Annotated in this window: 20 protein-coding genes; 10 read left to right on the forward strand and 10 right to left on the reverse strand. The window is 62.6% G+C overall.

The genetic code is table 11. The features are described 5' to 3' along the window. The first annotated feature begins 6 nt into the window (after positions 1-6). Positions 7-519, forward strand: coding sequence for a GNAT family N-acetyltransferase (locus tag F1735_RS21010; protein ID WP_167238758.1), 513 nt, complete (start codon positions 7-9; stop codon positions 517-519). A 72-nt stretch (positions 520-591) separates the two neighbouring features. Continuing rightward, on the forward strand, positions 592-1,854 hold the full coding sequence (locus F1735_RS21015; RefSeq protein WP_167238759.1) for a hypothetical protein: 1,263 nt from the start codon (positions 592-594) through the stop codon (positions 1,852-1,854). A 58-nt stretch (positions 1,855-1,912) separates the two neighbouring features. Here the strand turns inward: F1735_RS21015 and F1735_RS21020 are convergent, their stop codons facing one another. Beyond that, positions 1,913-3,484, reverse strand: a complete 1,572-nt coding sequence (locus F1735_RS21020; protein ID WP_167238760.1) for an oleate hydratase — start codon at positions 3,482-3,484, stop codon at positions 1,913-1,915. 258 nt (positions 3,485-3,742) lie between these two features. On the opposite strand from F1735_RS21020, the gene F1735_RS21025 reads away from it, so the two are divergent. Further along, positions 3,743-4,993, forward strand: a complete 1,251-nt coding sequence (locus F1735_RS21025; RefSeq protein ID WP_167238761.1) for a PQQ-dependent sugar dehydrogenase — start codon at positions 3,743-3,745, stop codon at positions 4,991-4,993. Here the strand turns inward: F1735_RS21025 and F1735_RS21030 are convergent. Further along, positions 4,950-6,800 carry a sensor domain-containing phosphodiesterase gene (locus F1735_RS21030; RefSeq protein ID WP_167238762.1) on the reverse strand — a complete coding sequence of 617 codons (1,851 nt, stop codon included), beginning with the start codon at positions 6,798-6,800 and terminating at the stop codon, positions 4,950-4,952. The genes F1735_RS21025 and F1735_RS21030 overlap by 44 nt on opposite strands. Positions 6,801-6,845: 45 nt before the next feature. Between F1735_RS21030 and F1735_RS21035 the strand changes: the two genes are divergently transcribed. Further along, positions 6,846-6,989: a hypothetical protein gene (locus F1735_RS21035; protein ID WP_222853041.1), complete on the forward strand. Its 144-nt coding sequence runs from the start codon at positions 6,846-6,848 to the stop codon at positions 6,987-6,989. A 293-nt stretch (positions 6,990-7,282) separates the two neighbouring features. Then, positions 7,283-8,263 (forward strand): chemotaxis protein, encoded by a 981-nt coding sequence (locus F1735_RS21040; protein WP_167238779.1) that lies wholly within the window; start codon positions 7,283-7,285, stop codon positions 8,261-8,263. A 106-nt stretch (positions 8,264-8,369) separates the two neighbouring features. Here the strand turns inward: F1735_RS21040 and F1735_RS21045 are convergent, their stop codons facing one another. The 3 genes from F1735_RS21045 to F1735_RS21055 form a co-directional block, all read right to left on the reverse strand. Continuing rightward, the gene (locus tag F1735_RS21045) at positions 8,370-8,552 is read right to left on the reverse strand and encodes a hypothetical protein (protein ID WP_167238764.1); all 183 of its coding nucleotides are present in this window, start codon (positions 8,550-8,552) and stop codon (positions 8,370-8,372) included. A gap of 48 nt (positions 8,553-8,600) precedes the next feature. Further along, positions 8,601-9,659, reverse strand: coding sequence for an alpha/beta fold hydrolase (locus tag F1735_RS21050; RefSeq protein ID WP_167238765.1), 1,059 nt, complete (start codon positions 9,657-9,659; stop codon positions 8,601-8,603). Between the two features lie 108 nt (positions 9,660-9,767). Next, positions 9,768-10,580 carry an EcsC family protein gene (locus tag F1735_RS21055; protein WP_167238766.1) on the reverse strand — a complete coding sequence of 271 codons (813 nt, stop codon included), beginning with the start codon at positions 10,578-10,580 and terminating at the stop codon, positions 9,768-9,770. Between the two features lie 153 nt (positions 10,581-10,733). Between F1735_RS21055 and F1735_RS21060 the strand changes: the two genes are divergently transcribed. From F1735_RS21060 to F1735_RS21080, 5 genes are all read left to right on the forward strand, one after another. Next, positions 10,734-11,714, forward strand: a complete 981-nt coding sequence (locus tag F1735_RS21060; RefSeq protein WP_167238767.1) for an SMP-30/gluconolactonase/LRE family protein — start codon at positions 10,734-10,736, stop codon at positions 11,712-11,714. Between the two features lie 178 nt (positions 11,715-11,892). Continuing rightward, positions 11,893-12,084, forward strand: coding sequence for a hypothetical protein (locus tag F1735_RS21065; protein ID WP_167229452.1), 192 nt, complete (start codon positions 11,893-11,895; stop codon positions 12,082-12,084). A 117-nt stretch (positions 12,085-12,201) separates the two neighbouring features. After that, the gene (locus F1735_RS21070) at positions 12,202-12,819 is read left to right on the forward strand and encodes an AIM24 family protein (protein ID WP_167238768.1); all 618 of its coding nucleotides are present in this window, start codon (positions 12,202-12,204) and stop codon (positions 12,817-12,819) included. Positions 12,820-12,869: 50 nt separating this feature from the next. After that, positions 12,870-13,511 (forward strand): AIM24 family protein, encoded by a 642-nt coding sequence (locus F1735_RS21075; RefSeq protein WP_167238769.1) that lies wholly within the window; start codon positions 12,870-12,872, stop codon positions 13,509-13,511. Positions 13,512-13,514: 3 nt separating this feature from the next. After that, positions 13,515-14,252 carry an AIM24 family protein gene (locus F1735_RS21080; protein ID WP_167238770.1) on the forward strand — a complete coding sequence of 246 codons (738 nt, stop codon included), beginning with the start codon at positions 13,515-13,517 and terminating at the stop codon, positions 14,250-14,252. Positions 14,253-14,307: 55 nt separating this feature from the next. Here F1735_RS21080 and F1735_RS21085 read toward each other — a convergent pair whose 3' ends face one another. From F1735_RS21085 to F1735_RS21105, 5 genes are all read right to left on the reverse strand, one after another. Then, the gene (locus F1735_RS21085; protein WP_167238771.1) at positions 14,308-14,496 is read right to left on the reverse strand and encodes a hypothetical protein; all 189 of its coding nucleotides are present in this window, start codon (positions 14,494-14,496) and stop codon (positions 14,308-14,310) included. 74 nt (positions 14,497-14,570) lie between these two features. Next, positions 14,571-15,545 carry a DMT family transporter gene (locus F1735_RS21090; protein WP_167238772.1) on the reverse strand — a complete coding sequence of 325 codons (975 nt, stop codon included), beginning with the start codon at positions 15,543-15,545 and terminating at the stop codon, positions 14,571-14,573. A gap of 404 nt (positions 15,546-15,949) precedes the next feature. Next, a complete protein-coding gene (locus F1735_RS21095) occupies positions 15,950-16,495 on the reverse strand; it encodes an FxDxF family PEP-CTERM protein (RefSeq protein WP_187364313.1) in 546 nt (181 codons plus the stop codon). An 88-nt stretch (positions 16,496-16,583) separates the two neighbouring features. Then, the gene (locus F1735_RS21100) at positions 16,584-17,048 is read right to left on the reverse strand and encodes a hypothetical protein (protein ID WP_167238774.1); all 465 of its coding nucleotides are present in this window, start codon (positions 17,046-17,048) and stop codon (positions 16,584-16,586) included. A gap of 81 nt (positions 17,049-17,129) precedes the next feature. Then, positions 17,130-18,779, reverse strand: coding sequence for a hypothetical protein (locus tag F1735_RS21105; protein ID WP_167238775.1), 1,650 nt, complete (start codon positions 18,777-18,779; stop codon positions 17,130-17,132). Between the last annotated feature and the right edge of the window lie 420 nt (positions 18,780-19,199).

The following is a 19,199-nucleotide window of genomic DNA, read 5'->3' on the forward strand; positions in this document are numbered from 1 at the left end:
CGCGCCATGCCGACATTGCGGGCCGCTGCGCTGTCCGACATCGACGCCATGTGGGCGCTGCGCACGCGCGCGATTCGTCATGGTTGTCGCGATCATTATGCGCCCGAGGTGATCGGGCCGTGGTCGGCGGCGCCGGCGCCGCTATCGTATCCGGGGCTGGTGGGCAAGGGCGGCGCCGTGATTGCGGAAGAGCAGGGCGCGATGCTGGGCTACGCCATCCTGGATGTGGGCACGGGCGAGGTCGATGCGGTGTTTGTCGATCCGGCGGCGGGTGGACGGGGAATCGGGACGACGATGCTGGCCGCCCTGGAGCGGATGGCGCTCGGGCGCGGCTTTACGCGACTGACTTTATCGGCGTCGCTGAACGCGCTGGCGTTTTACCGGGCGGCGGGATTTGTCGCACTGCGCGAGGCGCTGTATGCGCATCCGAGCGGTGTGGCGCTGGGCTGCGTCGAGATGGGCAAAACCCTGGGAAATGCAGGGACGCCAGCTTATTGGCGGGACGTGCTGGAACATTGACGCCGACGTCACATTCAAATACGCTGATGCTGCAAGCAGGCCGCTTCCACCCCCACCTTTGATTGCGAAAAAATGAGCAAAATACAGGAAAAACCAACCTGGCTGACGATTATGGAAAACGGTTCGGCAGGCGAGGCCCGCACCAAGGCCCTCTTGCTGGACCGGTTCTGGGTCCTGGAACGTTCGGTCGACATCGACGGCGCCGATTTTATCGTGCAGCGCCGCCAAACCATGTATCGACTGGAATCGGGGGAGGCGCTCCTGGGGCTGGTACAAGCCAAATTTCTGCAGGATACGTCGACCACGGTTTACATCAATCCAGACTACGTGTTCGATGAAAATACTCAAGCGCGCGACGCGTTTTTCCTGGTTGCTCATACCGGAGTCGAAGACGGCCAGTATATGTACTTCCTCACCGCGAGGGAGATCATGAGCAATTTCCAGCGGGTCCCGGCGGAGAACAAAAAGAATGCGCTGAAGTACAGGCTTCCCGGCGCGGAAATCCTCGTTGAAAAATACAGGCTATCGCGCTCGCAAATCTTGAACAGCATTGAGCGCGCCCTGATGAAGGCGGATGCGGAAAAGAACAAAACCTTCTTCAGTCCCTACGTTCGGGACGTGGACGCCTACGCGAAGCCATTCGAATTGAACCTGGAGAATTGCCAACGCCACGCGATGGTCGACAAGGATCGCCACGAAGGCATGATCGGCAATGTGAACGTTCTGAAGAAAAAAACGCCGAAGCTCATCGCGGATATCAAGCATCTGCTCTTGCTGGCGCAAACGCTCAAGGAAAGCCTGGACCCGATCGAAGCTGCTTATGCGGCGGACGAGCTGAACCATGAGATCGGCGAACTCGGTCGCGCCGGGATGTTGCCATCGTATGAAAGGGAATCCAAGTACTTATCCGAACTCATCAAGGAAACCTACTCCTTATCGTTTTATAACAAGTATCACAGGGAAGGTAAATGGCAAACGTGGCTTGACGCCCTGGAAAAGTTCAGATCGGACGTGACGCAGTTTTTGCTGGCGGGGGTTGACGGATCCGCCACCCATCTTCAGATCGAGGTGCAGTTCGCGGAGGATGCGCTGATCGGCTCCGTTACGATGACGGCTGTTACGATCGAACGTGGAAACTACAGTGCGGAAGGCCGCGTTAGTAATTCTGACAGAATCATCAGGATAAGCGCCCCACTACCGAAGGCGCCGGCCGATGCGGCGGCAATCGCGCGCTTTGTCGACAATCTCGAACCTTTGTTCGAAGAGAAGTTCTCGCAACTTGTTTTGTGGACGTATAAGTACCACCACCCTGACAACTGGATCGGCGTCAATTAGCTCCCGAGCGCGCGCAAGCCCGATTGTTCGCACACAGGCGCGAACAATCGGGCCGGGCTTATTTCAATGCCTTGAACAGCGCCTCGAACTGTGTGCTCAATGAGTGATCGTGCTGCTTAATCGGCGGCACTTCGCGTTTGATGTCGAGCAGTTCGTACACCGCCATCTGGGCGGCGCGCACCGAATACTCCACCGTGAACACCACGTCATCGGCAACCTCGACGAACTGGCTGATGAAGGCCAGGTTCTTCGATTCCTTCGGCACCGGCAGCGGACGGTCGCTGTGTACGCGCGGCATGAACATGCTGGTGATGTAGGGCATGCGGCAAGGGATGCAATTGGCTGTTTCCACCGCGTCCAGATCGAAGCGCAAATGGCCGCACAGCTCGCGCAGGATTTCTTCGCCGGTGCAGTCCGACATCGGCTTGGCGACAAAATTGCCGATCCGGTCAGGCGACAGCCCATAACCCCAGAACACTTGCACGCCGGCCGGCTGGTTGGCAAAGTGCGGCTGGTGCGCCAGCACGATCGACATGAACCAGTTCGAATCCTTGAACGTGACCAGGCCGCCGGTGCCGGCTTCGTTGCCGCTGAACGCCTGCATCTTGTCGAAGAAGCGCGGGTCCTGCAAGGTCACCGTGAACGACTCCCAGTACGATTCCGCGATACTGCTGTTGAACGCGGCCGGATTGCCGAAGCCGGGTTGCGCGGCGGCCAGCTTTTCCCACAAGGTCCAGCCTTGGCTGTCGGTCTTGTCGAGTTTTTCGGGGGCGCTGGTCATGCTGCCCAGGCTGGACGCGTCGGTCATCGAACCGTTCTGGAAGAACACCAGGTCGCCGGCGGGCACGTCCACGTGCTCGCTGTTGCCCGCATGCAGGCACTCGAAGCCGGTGACGACGAATTTGCCATCGACCGTGGCGTGACCGATATCGGTCACCTTGCAGTCGAGGATGAATTGCACGCCTTGCTCTTGCAGCCATGCCTGCAAGGGCCGCACCAGCGAATCGTACTGGTTATAGATCGTGCGGCGCACCCCGCCCAGGGTTTCGATGCGCGAAAACTCCAGCATGAAGCGGTGCAGGTAGCGTTTGAATTCCACCGCGCTGTGCCACGGCTGGAAGGCGAAGGTGGTGGCCCACATGAACCAGAACTCGGTTTCGAAAAATGCCGGGTCGAGCCAGTCGCTGATGGTGTCGGCGCCGAGCGTGTCTTCACTGGCCAGGCTCAGCTTGAGCAACTGGGCGCGGTCGTGCATCGAAAAGCCCATCGAGGTGACCGGCACAATGGCGCGGCGCATGTCGACCAGGCGCGCTTGCGAGTGCGACTTGTGCAGTTCGTTGAAGTCGACGGTTTCGTCGAACACGCTCTTGTTTTCGTCGGCGAGGGAGGGGATCGACTTGAACAGGTCCCAGGTACACTCGTAGTTATCGAAGGTGAACATGCGGCCGCCGCGCAGCGAGTAGCCGTGCTCGGGGGAACCGGCGCCGTCCAGGCTGCCGCCGAGCTGGGGGGCCGCTTCGTAGATGCGGATGTTTGCGCCGGGAACATTACCGTCGCGTATCATAAACGCGGCCGCGGAAAGCGAGCCGATACCGCCGCCAAGCAGGTGGGCTTTTACATTGTTGTTCATAGGGGAGTCGTCCAAAAAAGGTGCATCGGTGTCCGGTACGATCCGGACAAGGTGTTCCGGACGACATTGGCATCAGCAATTTGTTGCGACGCAGCATGCGTCCGGAGGCATGCAGAATCGCATGCGCGCGCCCCAAAAAAATTGATGCACATCAAAATTGCCAAAGCATTAATAGAGGGCACGCTCAAGTAATGCGCCTGGAAATGCCGCGTGCATGCAATCCTCTATAATTCCAGCACCTTTCTGACTGGATCCCGCATGACGCCTTTTCACTCCCGCACACTTGTTCGCCCGGCGCTGGCCGCCGCCATGCTCCTGATGGGTGGCAGCGCCGCCGCCGCCGACACCTGCGGCGGCGCGCCACGCCTGGTGGTCAGCACGCCGCCCGGTTTTTGCGCGGGCATCATCGGCCAGGGATTCAAGTTCGCGCGCGGCGTGCAGCCGATGGCCGACGGCAGCGTGCTGGTGGTCGACCTGGGCGGCTGGCAGCCGAACCAGGGCAGCGTCTGGCTGCTCAAGCCGGGTGCGGCGGGTTTCCAGAAAACCCTGCTGATGAAGAAACTCGACCGCCCCAACGGCATCGTGCTCGGTCCCGACGGCCTGGTGTATGTGGGCGCGATCAAGCGCATCTTCCGCTTCGATCCGCGCGATCCCGAAGGCACGGTCAAGGATGTTATCGGCGGCAATTCCGGCACGCCGGCGCTGCCCGGCCTCGGGCGCCATCCTTTGACCGCGATGCGCTTCGACGCCAAGGGCGACTTGTATGTGAATGTCGGTTCGGGCAGCGACCATTGCGAAGGCAAGGATGGCAAGGCGCCGGATGCGGGCAAGCCCTGCCTTGAGGCGAGCGGGGCGAACGCGCTGGGCGCGCTGCGCAAGTATCGGATGCAATGGCCGGCCGGCACCGTCAAAAGCTGGGAAGTCCATGCGACCGGGCTGCGCAATTCGATGGCGCTGGCAGTCCACCCGGGCACGCAAGCCTTGTGGCAGGGCGAAAACTCGCGCGACGCGCTCCAGGCGGCCATGAAGGGCTTGAAGAACGATAACGACTTGCCGCACGATGAGTTGAACCTGATCGAGGCGAAGGGCAACTACGGCTGGCCTTACTGCTACGATAACAATGTGGCCAGCCCGGAGTATCCAGACGCCAAGTGCGGCGCTTACCGCGCGCCGCTGCGCCTGCTGCCGGCCCATGCGGCGCCGCTGGGCATGACCTTTTACACGGCCGACATGTTCCCCGCGCAATACAAGAACAGCCTGATCATCGGCTACCACGGTTACCGCGCGAATGGGCGCCGGCTGGTGGCCTTGCTGCCGGATGCGCAGGGCGCGCCGCTGGGCAAGATGATCGAACTGATCAGCGACTGGGGCCCCAAGCCGAAGCAGTTGCCCGGCGCGCCGGTCGATGTCAAGCAGGGGCCGGACGGCGCGATTTACCTGGTCGAGGACCACAGCGGGCGGGTCGTCAGGTTGCAGTATGCATCCCCGGCTCCGGCGCCGCGCAAATAGGCTTCCACGGCGCGCGCGCGGTCGCTTCGCTGGCCGCTGCACTGGCCTGTGCGCGGGCGCACCAGGCGAACAGCTCCTCGGGCGCGAGCGGCCGGGCGAACAGGTAACCCTGGCCCTCGTCGCAGCCCTGGTCGTGCAGCAACTGCCGCACGTCATCGGTTTCGATGCCTTCCGCCACCACGCGAAAGCCCAGCTCGTGCGAGAGGGAAATCATGGTGTTCACCAGCGTGCGGTTGCGCTCGCCGCCCGCCATGTTGCGTACAAAACTCTGGTCGATCTTGACCACGTGCGCCGGCATGCTCTGCAGGTACGACAGGCTGCTGTAGCCGGTGCCGAAGTCGTCGATCGCCAGGCGCACGCCGGCCTGGTCGAGCGCGGCCAGGGTGGCCAGCGCGGTGCCCTGGTTTTCCATGATCGCGCTTTCCGTCACTTCCAGTTCCAGCCAGCCGGGCGCCATGCGGTGCTGGTTCAGCAGCGCCGTCACGGTGCTGACAAAATCGGCTTCGAGCAGGTTGGCGGCCGAGACGTTGACCGACATCTGCAAGCGCAAGCCGGCGCCGTGCCAGGCGGCCAGCTGGCGCACGGCCTCGCGCAGCACCCAGCTGGTGGCGGCGCGCACCATCGAGGTCTGTTCCACCACGGGGATGAATTCGCCGGGCGGCACGTCGCCCAGCTCGGGATGACGCCAGCGCAACAGGGCTTCGGCGCCGATGCAGGCGCCGCTGATGAGGTCGATGCGCGGCTGGTAGACCAGGCGCAGCTGGCTGGTGTCGCCCAGCGCCGCGTCGAAGGCGTTGAGCAGGGTGAAGCGGCGGCGATAGGCCTCATCCTGGGCGGAGGAATAGGTGCCGATCAGCTGGCCGGTCTGGTGCGCGTCCTGCATGGCGTTCTGGGCAATGCGCAGCACGTCCAGGCAATCGGTGCGGCCCAGCTGGAAGGGCGCGATGCCGATCGCCGGCGTGGTCACGAAGCGGGACGTGCTCCATTGGCCGCGGCTGCCCAGCCAGTGCGCCAGGCGCGCCCGGTAAGCGCCGGCGCCGGCGCCATCGCCGGCGCCGGGCGGGGCGATGGTGATGAACTGGGTCGCCGCCAGTTGATACACCGTGTGCTCGTTGCCCATGACGGCGCGGTAAGAAATGATCGCCTCGTTCACCAGGTCATCAAAATACGAGGCGCCCATGACCCGTGCGGCGTTGTTGAGCTGCTCCTGGTTGGCCATGTTGACCAGCACCGCCACGCGCTGCTCGCCATGCGGGCGGTCCATTTGCAGGTCGGCGTAGTCTTCGATAAATTGTTTGCGATTCGGCATGCCGCTGAGCGGATCGACCCGGCCCAGGGTGTGCTGCAGCTCGATCTGGGCCATGACCATGGCCGCCAGGTCGGTCAGCGCGTCGCGTTCGGTGGCGCTGATGGTGCGCGGCTCCAGGCCCAGCACGCATATCGCACCGAGGTTGAAGCCGTCGCTGGTGGTCAAGGGAGCGCCGGCGTAGAAACGCACGCCACTGTGGGCCAGGTGGCTGTCGCGGAAAAACGCATCTTCGTACAGGTCGTCAATCACGAGCAGGGCGCCGCTGTCGGCCACGCTGGCGCAGGGCGCCTTGATGCGCGGAATCGCGGTATGGGCCATGCCGACCCGCGACTTGAACCACTGGCGGTCGCTGTCGGTCAGCGACACGGCTGCGATCGGCAAGCCGAACACGCGCGCCGCCATGCGGGTGATGCGGTCGAACGCTTCCGTGGGGGCGCTGTCGAGCAGGTTGAGCTTGCGCAGCGCCAACAGGCGGTCGGTTTCATTGCGGGTATTCATAGTCATGCCTTTTTGCCCGGAGCGCTGGGCCACATCGTGAACGCTATGTCATTCGGCGCGCTCGTTGTCACTGTTAACAAAGCAATGATGCAGGAAATGGGTATCGGGAAAAGCGTGAGGCATGCCGCACAAGCCGGGGAAGAGCGGGTCAAGGCGCATGAAACAATTGTAGCATCGAAAGAAAATTAATGCCTTACAGCATTAAACGTACGAACGGCGCAACAAACCTGGTCGCTTGGGGTGAAACCTGATGATGCTGTAGGAATATTTACACGTATAATCGATTGGACTGGAGCGCCGGTTTGCCCGCGTTGCATGCTTCACCTCTCACCCTGATCCCCCATCCCCCGGGATCGACCAGCTCCGTCTGTCGGCCCAAGCCCGCCGATGCATCAGAACGCCAGGTTCGCGTCATCGCAGCACAACGCGCTCACACAGTTGCCGCCGGCCGCCGTCCAGCCGGGCGCAGGGAAAAGGAAAAAATGAATAACGTTCAACAGGATATCGACGAAAGAAGCAATCTCACCAGTCTCAACAAGCTGGAATTGCTCCTGTTCCGCTTGGGTGGCGACGCCGAAGGCAAGCACTCCGAGCTGTATGCGATCAACGTGTTCAAGATCCGTGAAATCGTCGCGATGCCGCACGTCACGCCGATTGCGGATTCTCATCCGCATATGTTGGGTGTTGTCAATTTGCGCGAGCAGATTATTCCTGTCATCAATCTCCCGGCGGTGGTGGGATGCATTCCGGCGTCGGGGCTCAAGCTGCTGTTGATTACCGAATTCGCCCGCACCACGCAAGCATTCGCTGTGGAGGCGGTGGAAGAAATCGTGCGGCTGGAGTGGACCTCGGTGCTGCCGGGCGACAAAACCGCCAGCGGCGCGCTGGTGACCAGCATTGCCAAGGTCGATGGGGACGTGCCGAACACGCGCCTGGCCCAGGTGCTCGATGTGGAATCGATTTTGCGCCAGTTGCACAGCAATGACGAGCCGGACGTGGATGTCGACAGCATGGGCGCGCCGCTCAACCTGCCCGAGGGGCAGGTGATTCTGGCAGCGGACGACTCCGTGATCGCGCGCGCGCTGATCGAAAACGCGCTGCAGGCGATGGGCGCGAAGTACGTGATGACCAATTCCGGCAAGCAGGCCTGGGACAAGCTCGAAGCGATCGACATCGCGGCCAAGAAAGAGGGTAAAACGGCGCGCGACAAGGTGGCGCTGGTGTTGAGCGACCTGGAAATGCCGGAGATGGATGGGTTTACGCTTACCCGCAACATCAAGCAGGACAGCCGCTTCTCGACGATTCCTGTGATTATCCATTCCTCGCTGTCGGGCGCGGCCAATGAAAATCATGTGAATGGGGTGGGGGCGGACGCGTATATTGCCAAGTTCGTGCCGGTGGAACTGGCGGCCTTGCTGCGCAAGACGCTGGCGAAAAGTAACACGCCGCAAAAGCGGGGGTGACACGACGACGGTTGCGGCGCGGTGTCAAGGGGGCACCGCCGCCTCAGGGAGCCACCGCCCCGTCGTCCCCGCGAAGGCGGGGACGACGCGGCCGCATCGTCCGATATCAGTGGTTTTGCTTCTGCTTGGCGCCACCACCCGCACCGTCATCCTTGCCCGCTTTCACACGGCTTTTTTCATCGTGGCTGCTCTTCTCATCCTTCTTGCCCGCCGCCGAATTGACGTCCGCTTCGGTTTCCGGGCTGCCCGACTGCTTGTTCTGCGTACCGCTCGATTTCGATTGTGTCATGGTAAATCTCCTTGTGGCAGTGAAAAAACCTGTTTGACGCGCCGCTGCCTAATGCAGCGTCGCCCCCGTATCTTGCTGCGCCCACGAGGCAATATGCGCGTAGCCCGCGCGGGCCCCGACTTCGAGCCTGGCTACCGCAGCCATGATTGCGTCCGGATGGGCGTAATGCAGCATGTGCCCGCAGCCTTCTTCAAGCTGCAGGTCGCTGTGCGGAACATCCTTGTGAAAACGCACAGCGTGCGCCTCGGCACTGACAAGCTGGTCGTCGCAGCCGGCCAGCACCGCAATGGGCAAGCGCAGCTCGCCATAACGCTGCGACAGGCGCGCCGCGGCCGACATCAGCATGCCGCTTTCGGCGGCGCTGGCGCCCAGTTGCGCCGGCCGCAGCGACATCCATGCGGGGAAGTGAGCGAAGCGCTCCGGCACCGGCGCCGGCCCGAACATGCGCCGCGCCAGGGCCGGCCACATCAGCCGTCCAAGCAGCGGCGCCAGCGTATTTCTCAACACGTGCCCCAGCAGCGGCAGGGCAGGGACGGCGGCCAGCGGCGCGTCCAGGCGCATGGTCGGATAGTAATAGCCCGACACCAGCGTCATGGCGCGCACGTAGCGCGGGTAGTTCAGCGCCAGCGCCAGCGTCACCAGGGCGCCCCAGGAATGCCCGACGATGACCGGGCGCTCCGCGCCCAGCGCGCGCAAGGCCTTGTAGATCAGGCGCGCCTGGGCTTCCGGCGTCCAGCTGGTATCGCCCGGGCGCTCGCTGTGGCCGAATCCGGGCCGGTCGAATACGATTACGCGATGCGATGCGGCCGCCGCGTCGAGCAGGCCGCTGAGCGCAAAGTCATCCGAATGCAAGCCATTCCCGTGCAGCAGCACCAGCGGCAAGCCTTCGCCGCGTTCCAGGTAGTGCAAACGAACACCGTCGACCTCGATCACCTGGCCTTGCGCGGGATTGGCTTGCTCGGCTTCGCGTTTTTTGGCGTGTACGTAGACCATCGACGCGGCCAGGCCTGCGGCGGCGGCGAGCAGGGCAATGCTGCCCCAGCCGGGCGTGCCCGGTTCGGTGTGGGTGGAAATGCGATGCGGCATGGCGGTGCGGTTGTAAGGCATTGTGTGTCCTGCGGCAGGTGGATGAATGGCTGTCGTGGACGTACTGTGCCTGTCGCGGTCGGCGCCGGTCTGTGCGCCAGTCAACAGTACGCGCACCTTGCCTGCGGATCAGTCCTGTAGTTGCCGGTAGGCGGCACTGACCGCTTCCGGGCCGTACAGCCGTTCCAGCCGGCGCACCGTAAAGTGCCCGCGCGCCATGTCCTGGAAATGGTTGATGAACAAGGTGTTGACCAGTGCGCCGCCGGCCGCGCCGATGATCGGCACCATCATCGCGGCCGCTTTCTGCGACACGTGTACGTTGAAGCGGGTGGCGATCTGCGCAATCAGGCGCACCAGCGCCGGCGCCGCTTCGCTCGCCACGCCATGCTTGGCCAGGTAGGCGGTGGCGTCCGCCATGGCCTGCGCCAGCGCGACGCGCGCCGCGTAATAACCGGCATCCGAGGCGTCGTCGTCGGCCGTCTTGCCGCCCAGCGAAAACACCATCAGGCAAGCCAGTTGCGCCTCGCCCGAGGCCAGGTCTTCGCCGTGCGCGCGGCCGATATCGGCAATCGAGCGCAGCATGACGACGGTGGACACCGGCAACTCGACGGCCAGCCCGGCAATGCCGAACGCGCCACCGGCCGCGCCGCTCAAGGCCACCGCCGCGCTGTGCAGCTTGGGGAAGGACGAGGTTCCGGTCGGGCGCAGGGTGGCGTTGGCCACCTTCAGGCATTTGGTCAGCGACGTGTTGGTGACGGAGGCGATCTTGCCGCTCCAGGAAGCGGGCAGGGCCTTGACAGCCGCTTCCAGCGGCATGCCGATCACGTCGGTGATGCGGGCCACATAGCCGGGATGCTCGAGCAGGTGCCTGGCCTGCTTCAATTCGGCCAGGTGCTGCTGCGACAAGCTCGCGCCGGCGCCGGCCGGGTGTGGACGTTCCATATTTCCTCACTGTTCAAGTGCCGCTGCGCACGGTGCGACAGGGCGATGCGTGGAGTATAGGCGAGTCGCGCCACGCCGGCCCGCGCGCGCGGAAGGCTGCTACAATTTCCGCATTGATCGGTTGCGCGAACACTGTCAGGGATGCGAGCGATGATGCCGACCACGCCACGCTGTTTTTCCCCACGCGGCGCGGCCGCGCCGGCCTTGCGCCTGCTGCTCGCGGCGCTGCTGGGCGCGCCGCTGGCGCAGGTCTCGGCGGCGCCCACCGCCTGCACCGGCGTGGCGCCCGGCGGCGCGCTGTTCGCCACGCGCGTACCCGGCACGACGCCGGCCGGCGCCGAAGCGGGCCTGTACGAAGGCCCGGTCTGGATCGGCGATGCGCTGTATTTTTCCCATGTCACGTTCGGCCCCGGTTTTCCCTCGCGCATTCTGCGCCTCGGCCCGGACGGCAAGCTCGGCACGGCGATCGCTGACAGCGGCAGCAATGGCCTGGCGCTCGACGCGCGCGGCAACATTGTCGCCGGCACCCACACGTTCAAGGGCGTATCGCGCTTCGACCTGGTCAGCGGCAAGCGCAGCCTGCTTGCCTGCGCCTATCGGGGCAAGGTCTTCAACTCGCCCAACGATATCGCCATCGGCGCCGACGGCACGATCTATTTCACCGATCCCTCCTTCCAGCGCGGTGCCGCTCCGGGCGGGCAGGACGCCACCCGCGTGTACCGGGTGGCGCCCGGCGGCAAGGTCACGGTGGTCGACGGCGGGCTCGCCAATCCGAACGGGATTGCTTTGTCGCCGGCCGGCGATACGCTGTATGTCAGCGGCGGCGGCGAGCACGGCGTGCTGCGCGCCTATTCCCTGCTGCGCGGCGTGCCCGGCAAGGGGCGCGACCTGGTCAGCGGCCTGGCCATGCCGGACGGAATGAGTGTCGATTGCCAGGGCAATCTGTACGTGACCGAGCATACGGCGCAGCGGCTGCGCGTGTTTTCGCCGGCCGGCAAGGAACTGGCTGTGATCAAGGTCGATGCCAACATCACCAACGCCGCGTTCGGTGGCGCCGACGGCAAGACCTTGTTCATGACGGGCGCCGGCGCGCTCTGGCAGATCCGGCTGGGCCTGCCCGGCAAGCCCTATTAGGAACAGCGGGTGAAAACTTTTGGTGTCTTATGTTATGAGTCGAACATACGCAGCGGGCGCGGGTACGCATACTGGATTCATGCAGTAACTTTTTAACCGAAAGAAATCATGAAAACCGCGCTTTGCCCGTTTCGCGTCCTGACCGTATCGCCACTGCCATCGTGCCGGAGCGTCTGACATGAAAACCACCAAACCCGATCCCCGGCCAGCGTCGCGCATCGAACGCGAAATCGAGCGCGAGCGCGACCAGCGCCACAAGAACGACGACGAGCGCTCGGGCGTGAGCCCGGCATCCGATTTCCGCATCAAGGATGCGCGCGAAAGCAGCGATTCCGGCATCCTGCACCGCTCGCGCTCGCGCTACGACTGATCATGGGGCATCACGCCCCTGAGCAATTGCTGTCTTGACACGTGCGCCTGACCCAACCAGAATGGAACGTTCTGGTTGCCGGCGCGCGCGCCGCGACCGCTTTGTCAGGAGTATGCCGTGACCAGTTTCCGTAACAATTCCGATCGCCTGCTGGAAGTGACCCTTCAAAAGGAAACGGTGCTTGCCATTGCCGGTTCCATGGTCGCCTATACCGGTACCATCAAGTTCGAAAAATCCATTCTCGGCGGCGAAGGCATCTTCGGCGCGCTCAAGCGCAAGGTGACCAACGAAGGCATGCAGCTGATGCAAGCCTCGGGCACCGGCACGGTGTTTTTCGCCCAGAATGCGGCCGAAATCACCGTCATCGCCTTGTCCGGCGAAAAGATGACCATCGAAAGCAGCAGCCTGCTCGCTTACGACACCTCGCTCAAGACCGGCACCAGTTTCGCCGGCCTGCGCGGCGCGGTGTCGGGCCAGGGCTTGTTCAGCACCACGGTCGAGGGACAGGGCAGCATCGCCGTCATCTCGCGCGGCAACCTGATCATGCTGGAAGTGACGCCCGCCAACCCGCTGCGCGTCGATCCGGACGCCTTCGTGGGTTACAAGGGCAATATCACCCAGGAATTCGTGTTCGACGTCAACTGGCGCACCATGGTCGGCCAGTCGTCGGGCGAGTCCTACCAGCACAAGTTCAGCGGTCAGGGCGTGGTCTTCATCCAGCCCGCCGAGCGCTGACCGGGTGGCGCGCAGCGCTCTTGAACAATCGAATTTAGTGGGAGAATGCCATGCCGGCGTACCAGCAGATCAATGAAAAAATGATTGAGGTCAAACTCAATAACGAGGAAGTCTTCGCCAAGAAGGGTGCGATGATTTCGTACCAGGGCGAGGTTGCCTTCAGCAGTTCCTTCCTGGCGGGCCAGGGTGTCGAGAGCATGGCCATGCGCGCCGCCACCAACGAGGGCTACTCGCTGATGCTGGCCAGGGGCCGCGGCTCGGTCTACTACGCCTACAACGGCCTGTTCGTCACCATCATCCCGGTGCGCGGCGAGACCCTGTATGTGGAAAGCGAGAATGTGCTCGCCTTTGATGCGCGCATGACCGCCGGGACCATGTTCCTGGGCAACCAGGGCGGCATCCAGGGCATCGCGCGCGGGGCGGTGTCGGGGCAGGGCTTGTTCACCAGCACCTTCCAGGGCACGGGCGAGGTGGCGATCCTGTCGGACGGCAACGCGATCGGCTTGCCGGTCACGCACGATGTGCCTGTGTGCGTCGATCCGCAAGCCTACATCGGCCATACCGGGCAGTTGAGCTCGTCCATCATCACCGACCTGAACTGGAAGACCTTCGTCGGCCAGGCCTCGGGCGAGTCGTATCAAGTCAAATTCAGCGGCCAGGGCACGGTCTACATCCAAGCGAGCGAGAGGTAAGTCATGACAACCTACAATCCAGCGACCTTGCCGAGGAACGATAACCTGAACCGGTTTGCCTTCGTGGTGGACGTGAGCGACCAGATTTTCATCCGCAAGGGCAAGATGATCGCCTTTTACGGCAACCTCAGTTTTGAGGCGATGGGCAGCAGCGTCGTCGAGATGCTGGCGCGGCGCGCGTTCAACGCGCCGAAGTACATCCACAATTTCGTGGTGGCGCAAGGGCAGGGTCAGCTGATTTTGGGCGACAACGGCAACGACCTGGCCTGCTACGACCTGGACGCGGCCAACATGACGATCCGCGCCAAGAACCTGCTGGGCTTTTCGAAGAACGTCATCTGCCAGGAATCGACCCTGCCGGGCTACCTGACCCTGCTCGGGACCGGCAAGGTGATCGCCTCGTCCAACGGCCCGGTGCATTTCCTCGAACTGCCGTGCCGGGTGGATGAACAGGCGGTGCTGGGCTGGGCCGACTGTCCGAGTCCGTCGTACCGCTACGATTACGCGCACGTCACCGGCTTTGTGTCGACGGTGGGGGCGCTGAGCGGCTTGACGCTGTCGGGCGAGGAAAAGCAGGTCGATTTTACCGGCGCCGGCACGGTGCTGGTGCAGTCGTCCGAGCTGGAACTGAGCGGCAACTCAGCCCTGGAGCACTTGCTGGCGCATTTGCCGATGCTGGGCAAGGAAGATTTGAGCAAGCTCAGCTTGTCGGTGCAGCAGCAGAGCCAGCAGCGGCGCTAGTACTCTGGGGGCCGATCGGCGCGTCGTGCGCGCCGGCATCGACGTACGGGCGCTATCAATCGACTCTCAGCGGCAGAAGTTTCCACGCAGAATCAGCGTTCATGCGTTTGAACAAGGCATTCGGCGCACTGGCATACACCCCGCCGTCGCCGCCGTCAAGTACCTGTTCGATGATGGCCTGCCTGCCCGCTGGCGTCGTGCCCGTCTGCAAGCCGGCGTCGGCGCTTGAAGCGATCAGCGTCACCAGTGCGAGTCATACCACGGCAGATGCGCTGTTGCGCCCTGGAGTGCGCATGTCGGGTCCTGTATGCATGTTGACTATCCAATGTGATCGGGACTAAACCCCACGGTCGCCGTGGGTTGAACCGCATGCATCCGCACGGCCCACACCACGCCTGCCACCAGCAAGACAATCGCCGCGCTTTCCAGCACCCGGGGAAACTGGCGGTGATACACAAAGCCGTAGCACAGGGCGAACAGCGTTTCGAACAAGATCAGCTGCCCCGACAGGGTCACCGGCACGCGCCGGCTGGCGATATTCCACAAATGGTTGCCGATGACCGAGGCGCCCAGCGCCACCAGTACATTGATTACCCAAAACACCGTCCAGTTGCGCCCGCTTGCCGCACCCGCCGCGCCGGTCACGTCGCCATGCCAGATGGCAAAGGCAACTGCGCCGATCGCCAGCGCGATCAGCCCGCTGGCCATGCCGTACAGGGCCGACCATTCGGCGCTGCTGAAATGCGCATTGCGCTTGAGGAAACGCGCATTGTCGAGCCCGTACCAGCTCCAGCACAGCAGGGCGCCGAACGCGCACAGCACGCCGAGCAAGGTCGCGCCGGGACTGGCGCCGCTGGCGCGCGCGTGCAGGAACACATCGAGATTGATACAGGCGATGCCGGCACCCACCACCAGCAGCGGCAGCGCCAGTTGCGACATCGGAATGGCGCCATGATCCTTGCGGCCGAGCAGGGTGAGGGTGATCGGCAGCAAGCCGATAATGAGCGAGGTCGGCGCCACCCCGGCCAGCTTGACGCCCAGCGCCAGCAGCATGTAGTAGACGATGTTGCCGGCCAGCGCATGGCGCACCAGCGCGCCGCAGTCGCTGCGGTCGAGCCGCTGCAACAGGCCACGCAGGCGCGGCAGCATCAGCCCGGTGGCAATCGCCCCGTAGGCGATGTAACGCCCCACGGCCAGTTCGACCGGCGAAAACGCCGCCAGTAATTCCGGCACGATGAACACCATGCCCCACATCGCGCCGGCCAGCAGGCCGCACAGTACGCCAGTCCACATCGATTATATTCCCGTCATGCATTCAATTGCCAAGTTCGCCAGTGTGGCACGAAGCGCGTCCCGCTGCAGGCCGGCCAGGCAAAAACCAGGGCGTGTGTGCCCTGTTACCATCGGCGTGAACTTACATGAGGAAATTGAATGGGGAAGGTCGCTTTTGCGCTCGATGTTGCCGAGGATGGCCGCCGGCGGTCACCGGGCACATATGGTGTGCAAAGACGGAAATGAGTGAATGGAAAGCTTGGGTTGTGCGGTGGCGTTCCCTGCCTGCGGGTAGGCGCAGGCAGGCTTGCGGCGGGCATCGCCGGCATGCGCGCCGACCAGGCGACTCGACGCCCGCCTCAAGACGGCGCCGAGCCGACGCTTACAGTGAAGCAGTCACTGCGCGCGCAGCGCGTCAGTTCCGTTCAGGCCGTCTTCAGGGACGTCGCACGACGGCGTGCCAAGCCCACGACGCCCAGGCCAAATGCCATCATCGCATAGGTCTCGGGTTCGGGAACGGCGCTGATGGTGACGGCGCCGGGCCCGCCAATGGTCGTGCTGTACTTGCCATACTCGAAGCCTTCAAAACCGGTAATCACCAGTACGTAAGGCGTGTTGGCGGCCAGGTTGGTCACGAAGCCCGATGTGGTCGTACCAAGAAGATCGTCGTTACCGATCAGGGCGTTCGTCAGCGACGAGTTGGGATTGAAGCTCGGGCTGTAAAGGAAAACCAAGGAGTCGAAAGCCGCCGTCGTCAAGAACGAGTACTCGCCCGCCGCTGAAACCGTAAATCGGAATTGGTTGAAGCTGACATCCTTGCCGATTGCCGACAAGCCGGAAAGGTCCTCGACCGGTCGCGTAAAAATGGCGGCGCCAGTCGTGTCGCCGGTGATGGTGTGGATGGAATCAGCCTGGGCGGTCGATGCAAAGGCACAAAAGGCGAGGGCGAGCAGTGTCGATTTCAGAAACATGGTCATTCCTTTTCGATAGTTACTAAGTCATTGGATGGTAGGGCGACAGCGCAAGCAAGAGCGCAGCGCGGGTCTTGCCAGCACGTTGCTATTTGGTTTCGGCTGGCAGGATGGCAATCCGCCGGCCTCGCCCGTCGACCGAGATGTTCGCCGTCGTGCTCGATGTGGCAGCCCGGCCGTTTTGCACGGTGAAGGACGAGATTTTCGAACGTCGCTTGCCGTCGAACTCGCCATCGACCTGCACCGCCAGATTGCTCGTGCCCGCTCCTGGCGTGTACTTGACCAGCAACGTCATCACCTGGCCGGCGGCGAAAGTGCCGCCGATGACGGGTGACTTGGTTCCAACCACGGTCAGGCCATCCACGCCGTAGACACGGACATTGACCTGCTGCGCAGCCGACTCGAAGGCGATCTTCAGCGTGGCTTGTTGAGCTTGCACAGTCCCGACGATTTCCACAGGCGCATGTGGCTTCCCCTCGACGGCCGCGGCCGTGAATGAGGTGATCAGTCCGACGGCGAGCGCCGCCGCCAGCGTTGAAATTTTCATTTGCATGATGGCATCCTTAGGGAGGCGGGAACGCTTTAGCGGACCGCTTTGGTTTTTTGATTGACAATCGTGGCCTTGCCCGCAATATCACCGCTTGCGATGCGAACCGAGGCAGTGTATTGGCCGCTCGATTTGATAAGGAAGCCTTGCACCGTGAGGACGTACACCTTGTTCGCCTTGGCAACGAACGAGAACTGCTCGGTTCCGCTGTAATTGTTGTCGGCAATGGCGATCTTCTTGCCGTCTTCGAGCAGCGTGAGCCCGATGTCGCGGATCGAGTCCCCGATGACCTGGATCGGACCTGCGGCAGGGCTGGTGAACCTGATGTAGCGGTTCGCTCCAAGCCTGTTGATGTTGTCCACATCGGCCAGGAACGTCAGGGTCTCGCTGGCGCCGTCCACCGTCATCTGCCGGAACAGCGGCAGGTTCGCCGCATTGCCGCCGTCGTTGGTCTCGCCGGTCCCAAACGCGTCTTGAATGGGGGTGATACCCGACGCTGAGGTCAGTCTGTCGATTGCCGCAATCGTGGCGGCCGAGGTGCCGGGGACTGCTTTCAAGGCCTTGGTGAACGAGAAAATGGACGTCACGGCCGGGGTACTCTTCTGCCCCCCCCGTCATGATGTCGTAGATGGGTCCCAGTCCAAGCGCCACGTTGTCAAACGACTCATTGGCCGGGTCGAAGAGGTCATACAGCACGGATTGCACCGACGCTTCGGAGAACCAACCCGGCTTCGGATCGTCGGAGTCGTTGGTTTCCATGTCGATGACGAGCGTCGTCCGGGCCTGGCCGGCTCCTCCGGTATCCTTGTATTTCGCGTCCGGAAAAAGGATCATCGCGCTCAACGCATTTCCCCACCCTTCGCCAAAGGCAAGCCGTGGATCGACGATGTCGCCAGAGCCGTGCGTGCCACCGATGCTGTCCGAGCGACCCATCTTGTCTTCAAAGTAATGACCCCATTCATGCACCATGACATGGGCATCGTATTCGTCGGTATCCACATCCGCCTTGCCGAGGATGAAGATGCCGCCCACGCCCTTGTTGTAGTGCGACGTGTTGATCTGGCCCAAAGCACTGTCGCCAGGTTCCGGGCGATTGTTGACGCTCCAGTTAATTGGCAGCAAAGGAAAATTCACCAGGGGTCGCACCGCCATGAAAGCGCGTGCCGTCGCGTAGAGCGTGTCGAGGCTGGCAAACGGCGCAGCCGCACGCGCGCCCGTGTAGGATGACCCTCCCCAGCCGCTGCCTGCGTTCAGGTCCTTGACGGTAACCGCCGCGGTGGTCGTCATTGCGGCAGACTCCAGTGCGTACAAGGCGTTGCCGTTGGTGTTGTCCTGAACCCGCAATGGCGGATTGGCCGTCTCCGCGAACGCCCGGACCCTGACCCGCGTGACCAGGTCGGGAACCGGGAAGCTGTAGCTACCGTCTTCCCCTGAGGTGGTGACCGCGAGTTCCGTGTTCGCGCCGCCCTCTTTGCTGTATTCAACCAGCACCACCCGCACGTTGCGGATGGGCTTTTGGACAACCGCGCTGTAGTTAAGCCCGTTCTCCAGCGTCGACGGTACCCGGTCGTATGTCAGCTTTCCGTACAACACCTTACCCTTGGTGTCGGCTTTGGCTTCGTTCGCAGCCAAACCTAAAACGCCGAACAAACAGAGTGCCCCGACGCCAACGAGCCGAGCCAGGCGGCTCGTCTCACGCTGGCGACGGCCATATCCAAATGTGCCCCGAACATGCATGAAGATCTCTCCTATTGGTCCATCGCCAGAAAAACCAAGGCAACCCTGTTGCCGTGGTCACGTTTCGTTGCCCAGGGCTGTAAGGGCCGCAGCGAGCACGGGGCTCATACCGCTGTGCGGCGGATTTGCCTGTTAACAATATCTCATTGTTAACAAATATTTATATGTTTTTTGACACTTGTCAGATGCCCACGCCGGCTCTTGCTATTCGTTGGACAAAAACAACAAGCAGCGAATGATTGCTGTCACTTGCTGTACCAATACCGCCCATGCGCCTGCTCGACTGCATCCATTTAGCCTGAATTTTGCACAAAAAAGGGCAAGAATGCCGTAAGTGATTGATAGAATGGGAGTTATCTAAAAACCTACCCTATCAGCACGAACACACCTTGCCCGACATGAATTCTACCCCAGAGCAGC

This window comes from Massilia genomosp. 1, assembly GCF_011682185.1.
GTDB lineage: Bacteria > Pseudomonadota > Gammaproteobacteria > Burkholderiales > Burkholderiaceae_D > Telluria_A > Telluria_A rubra.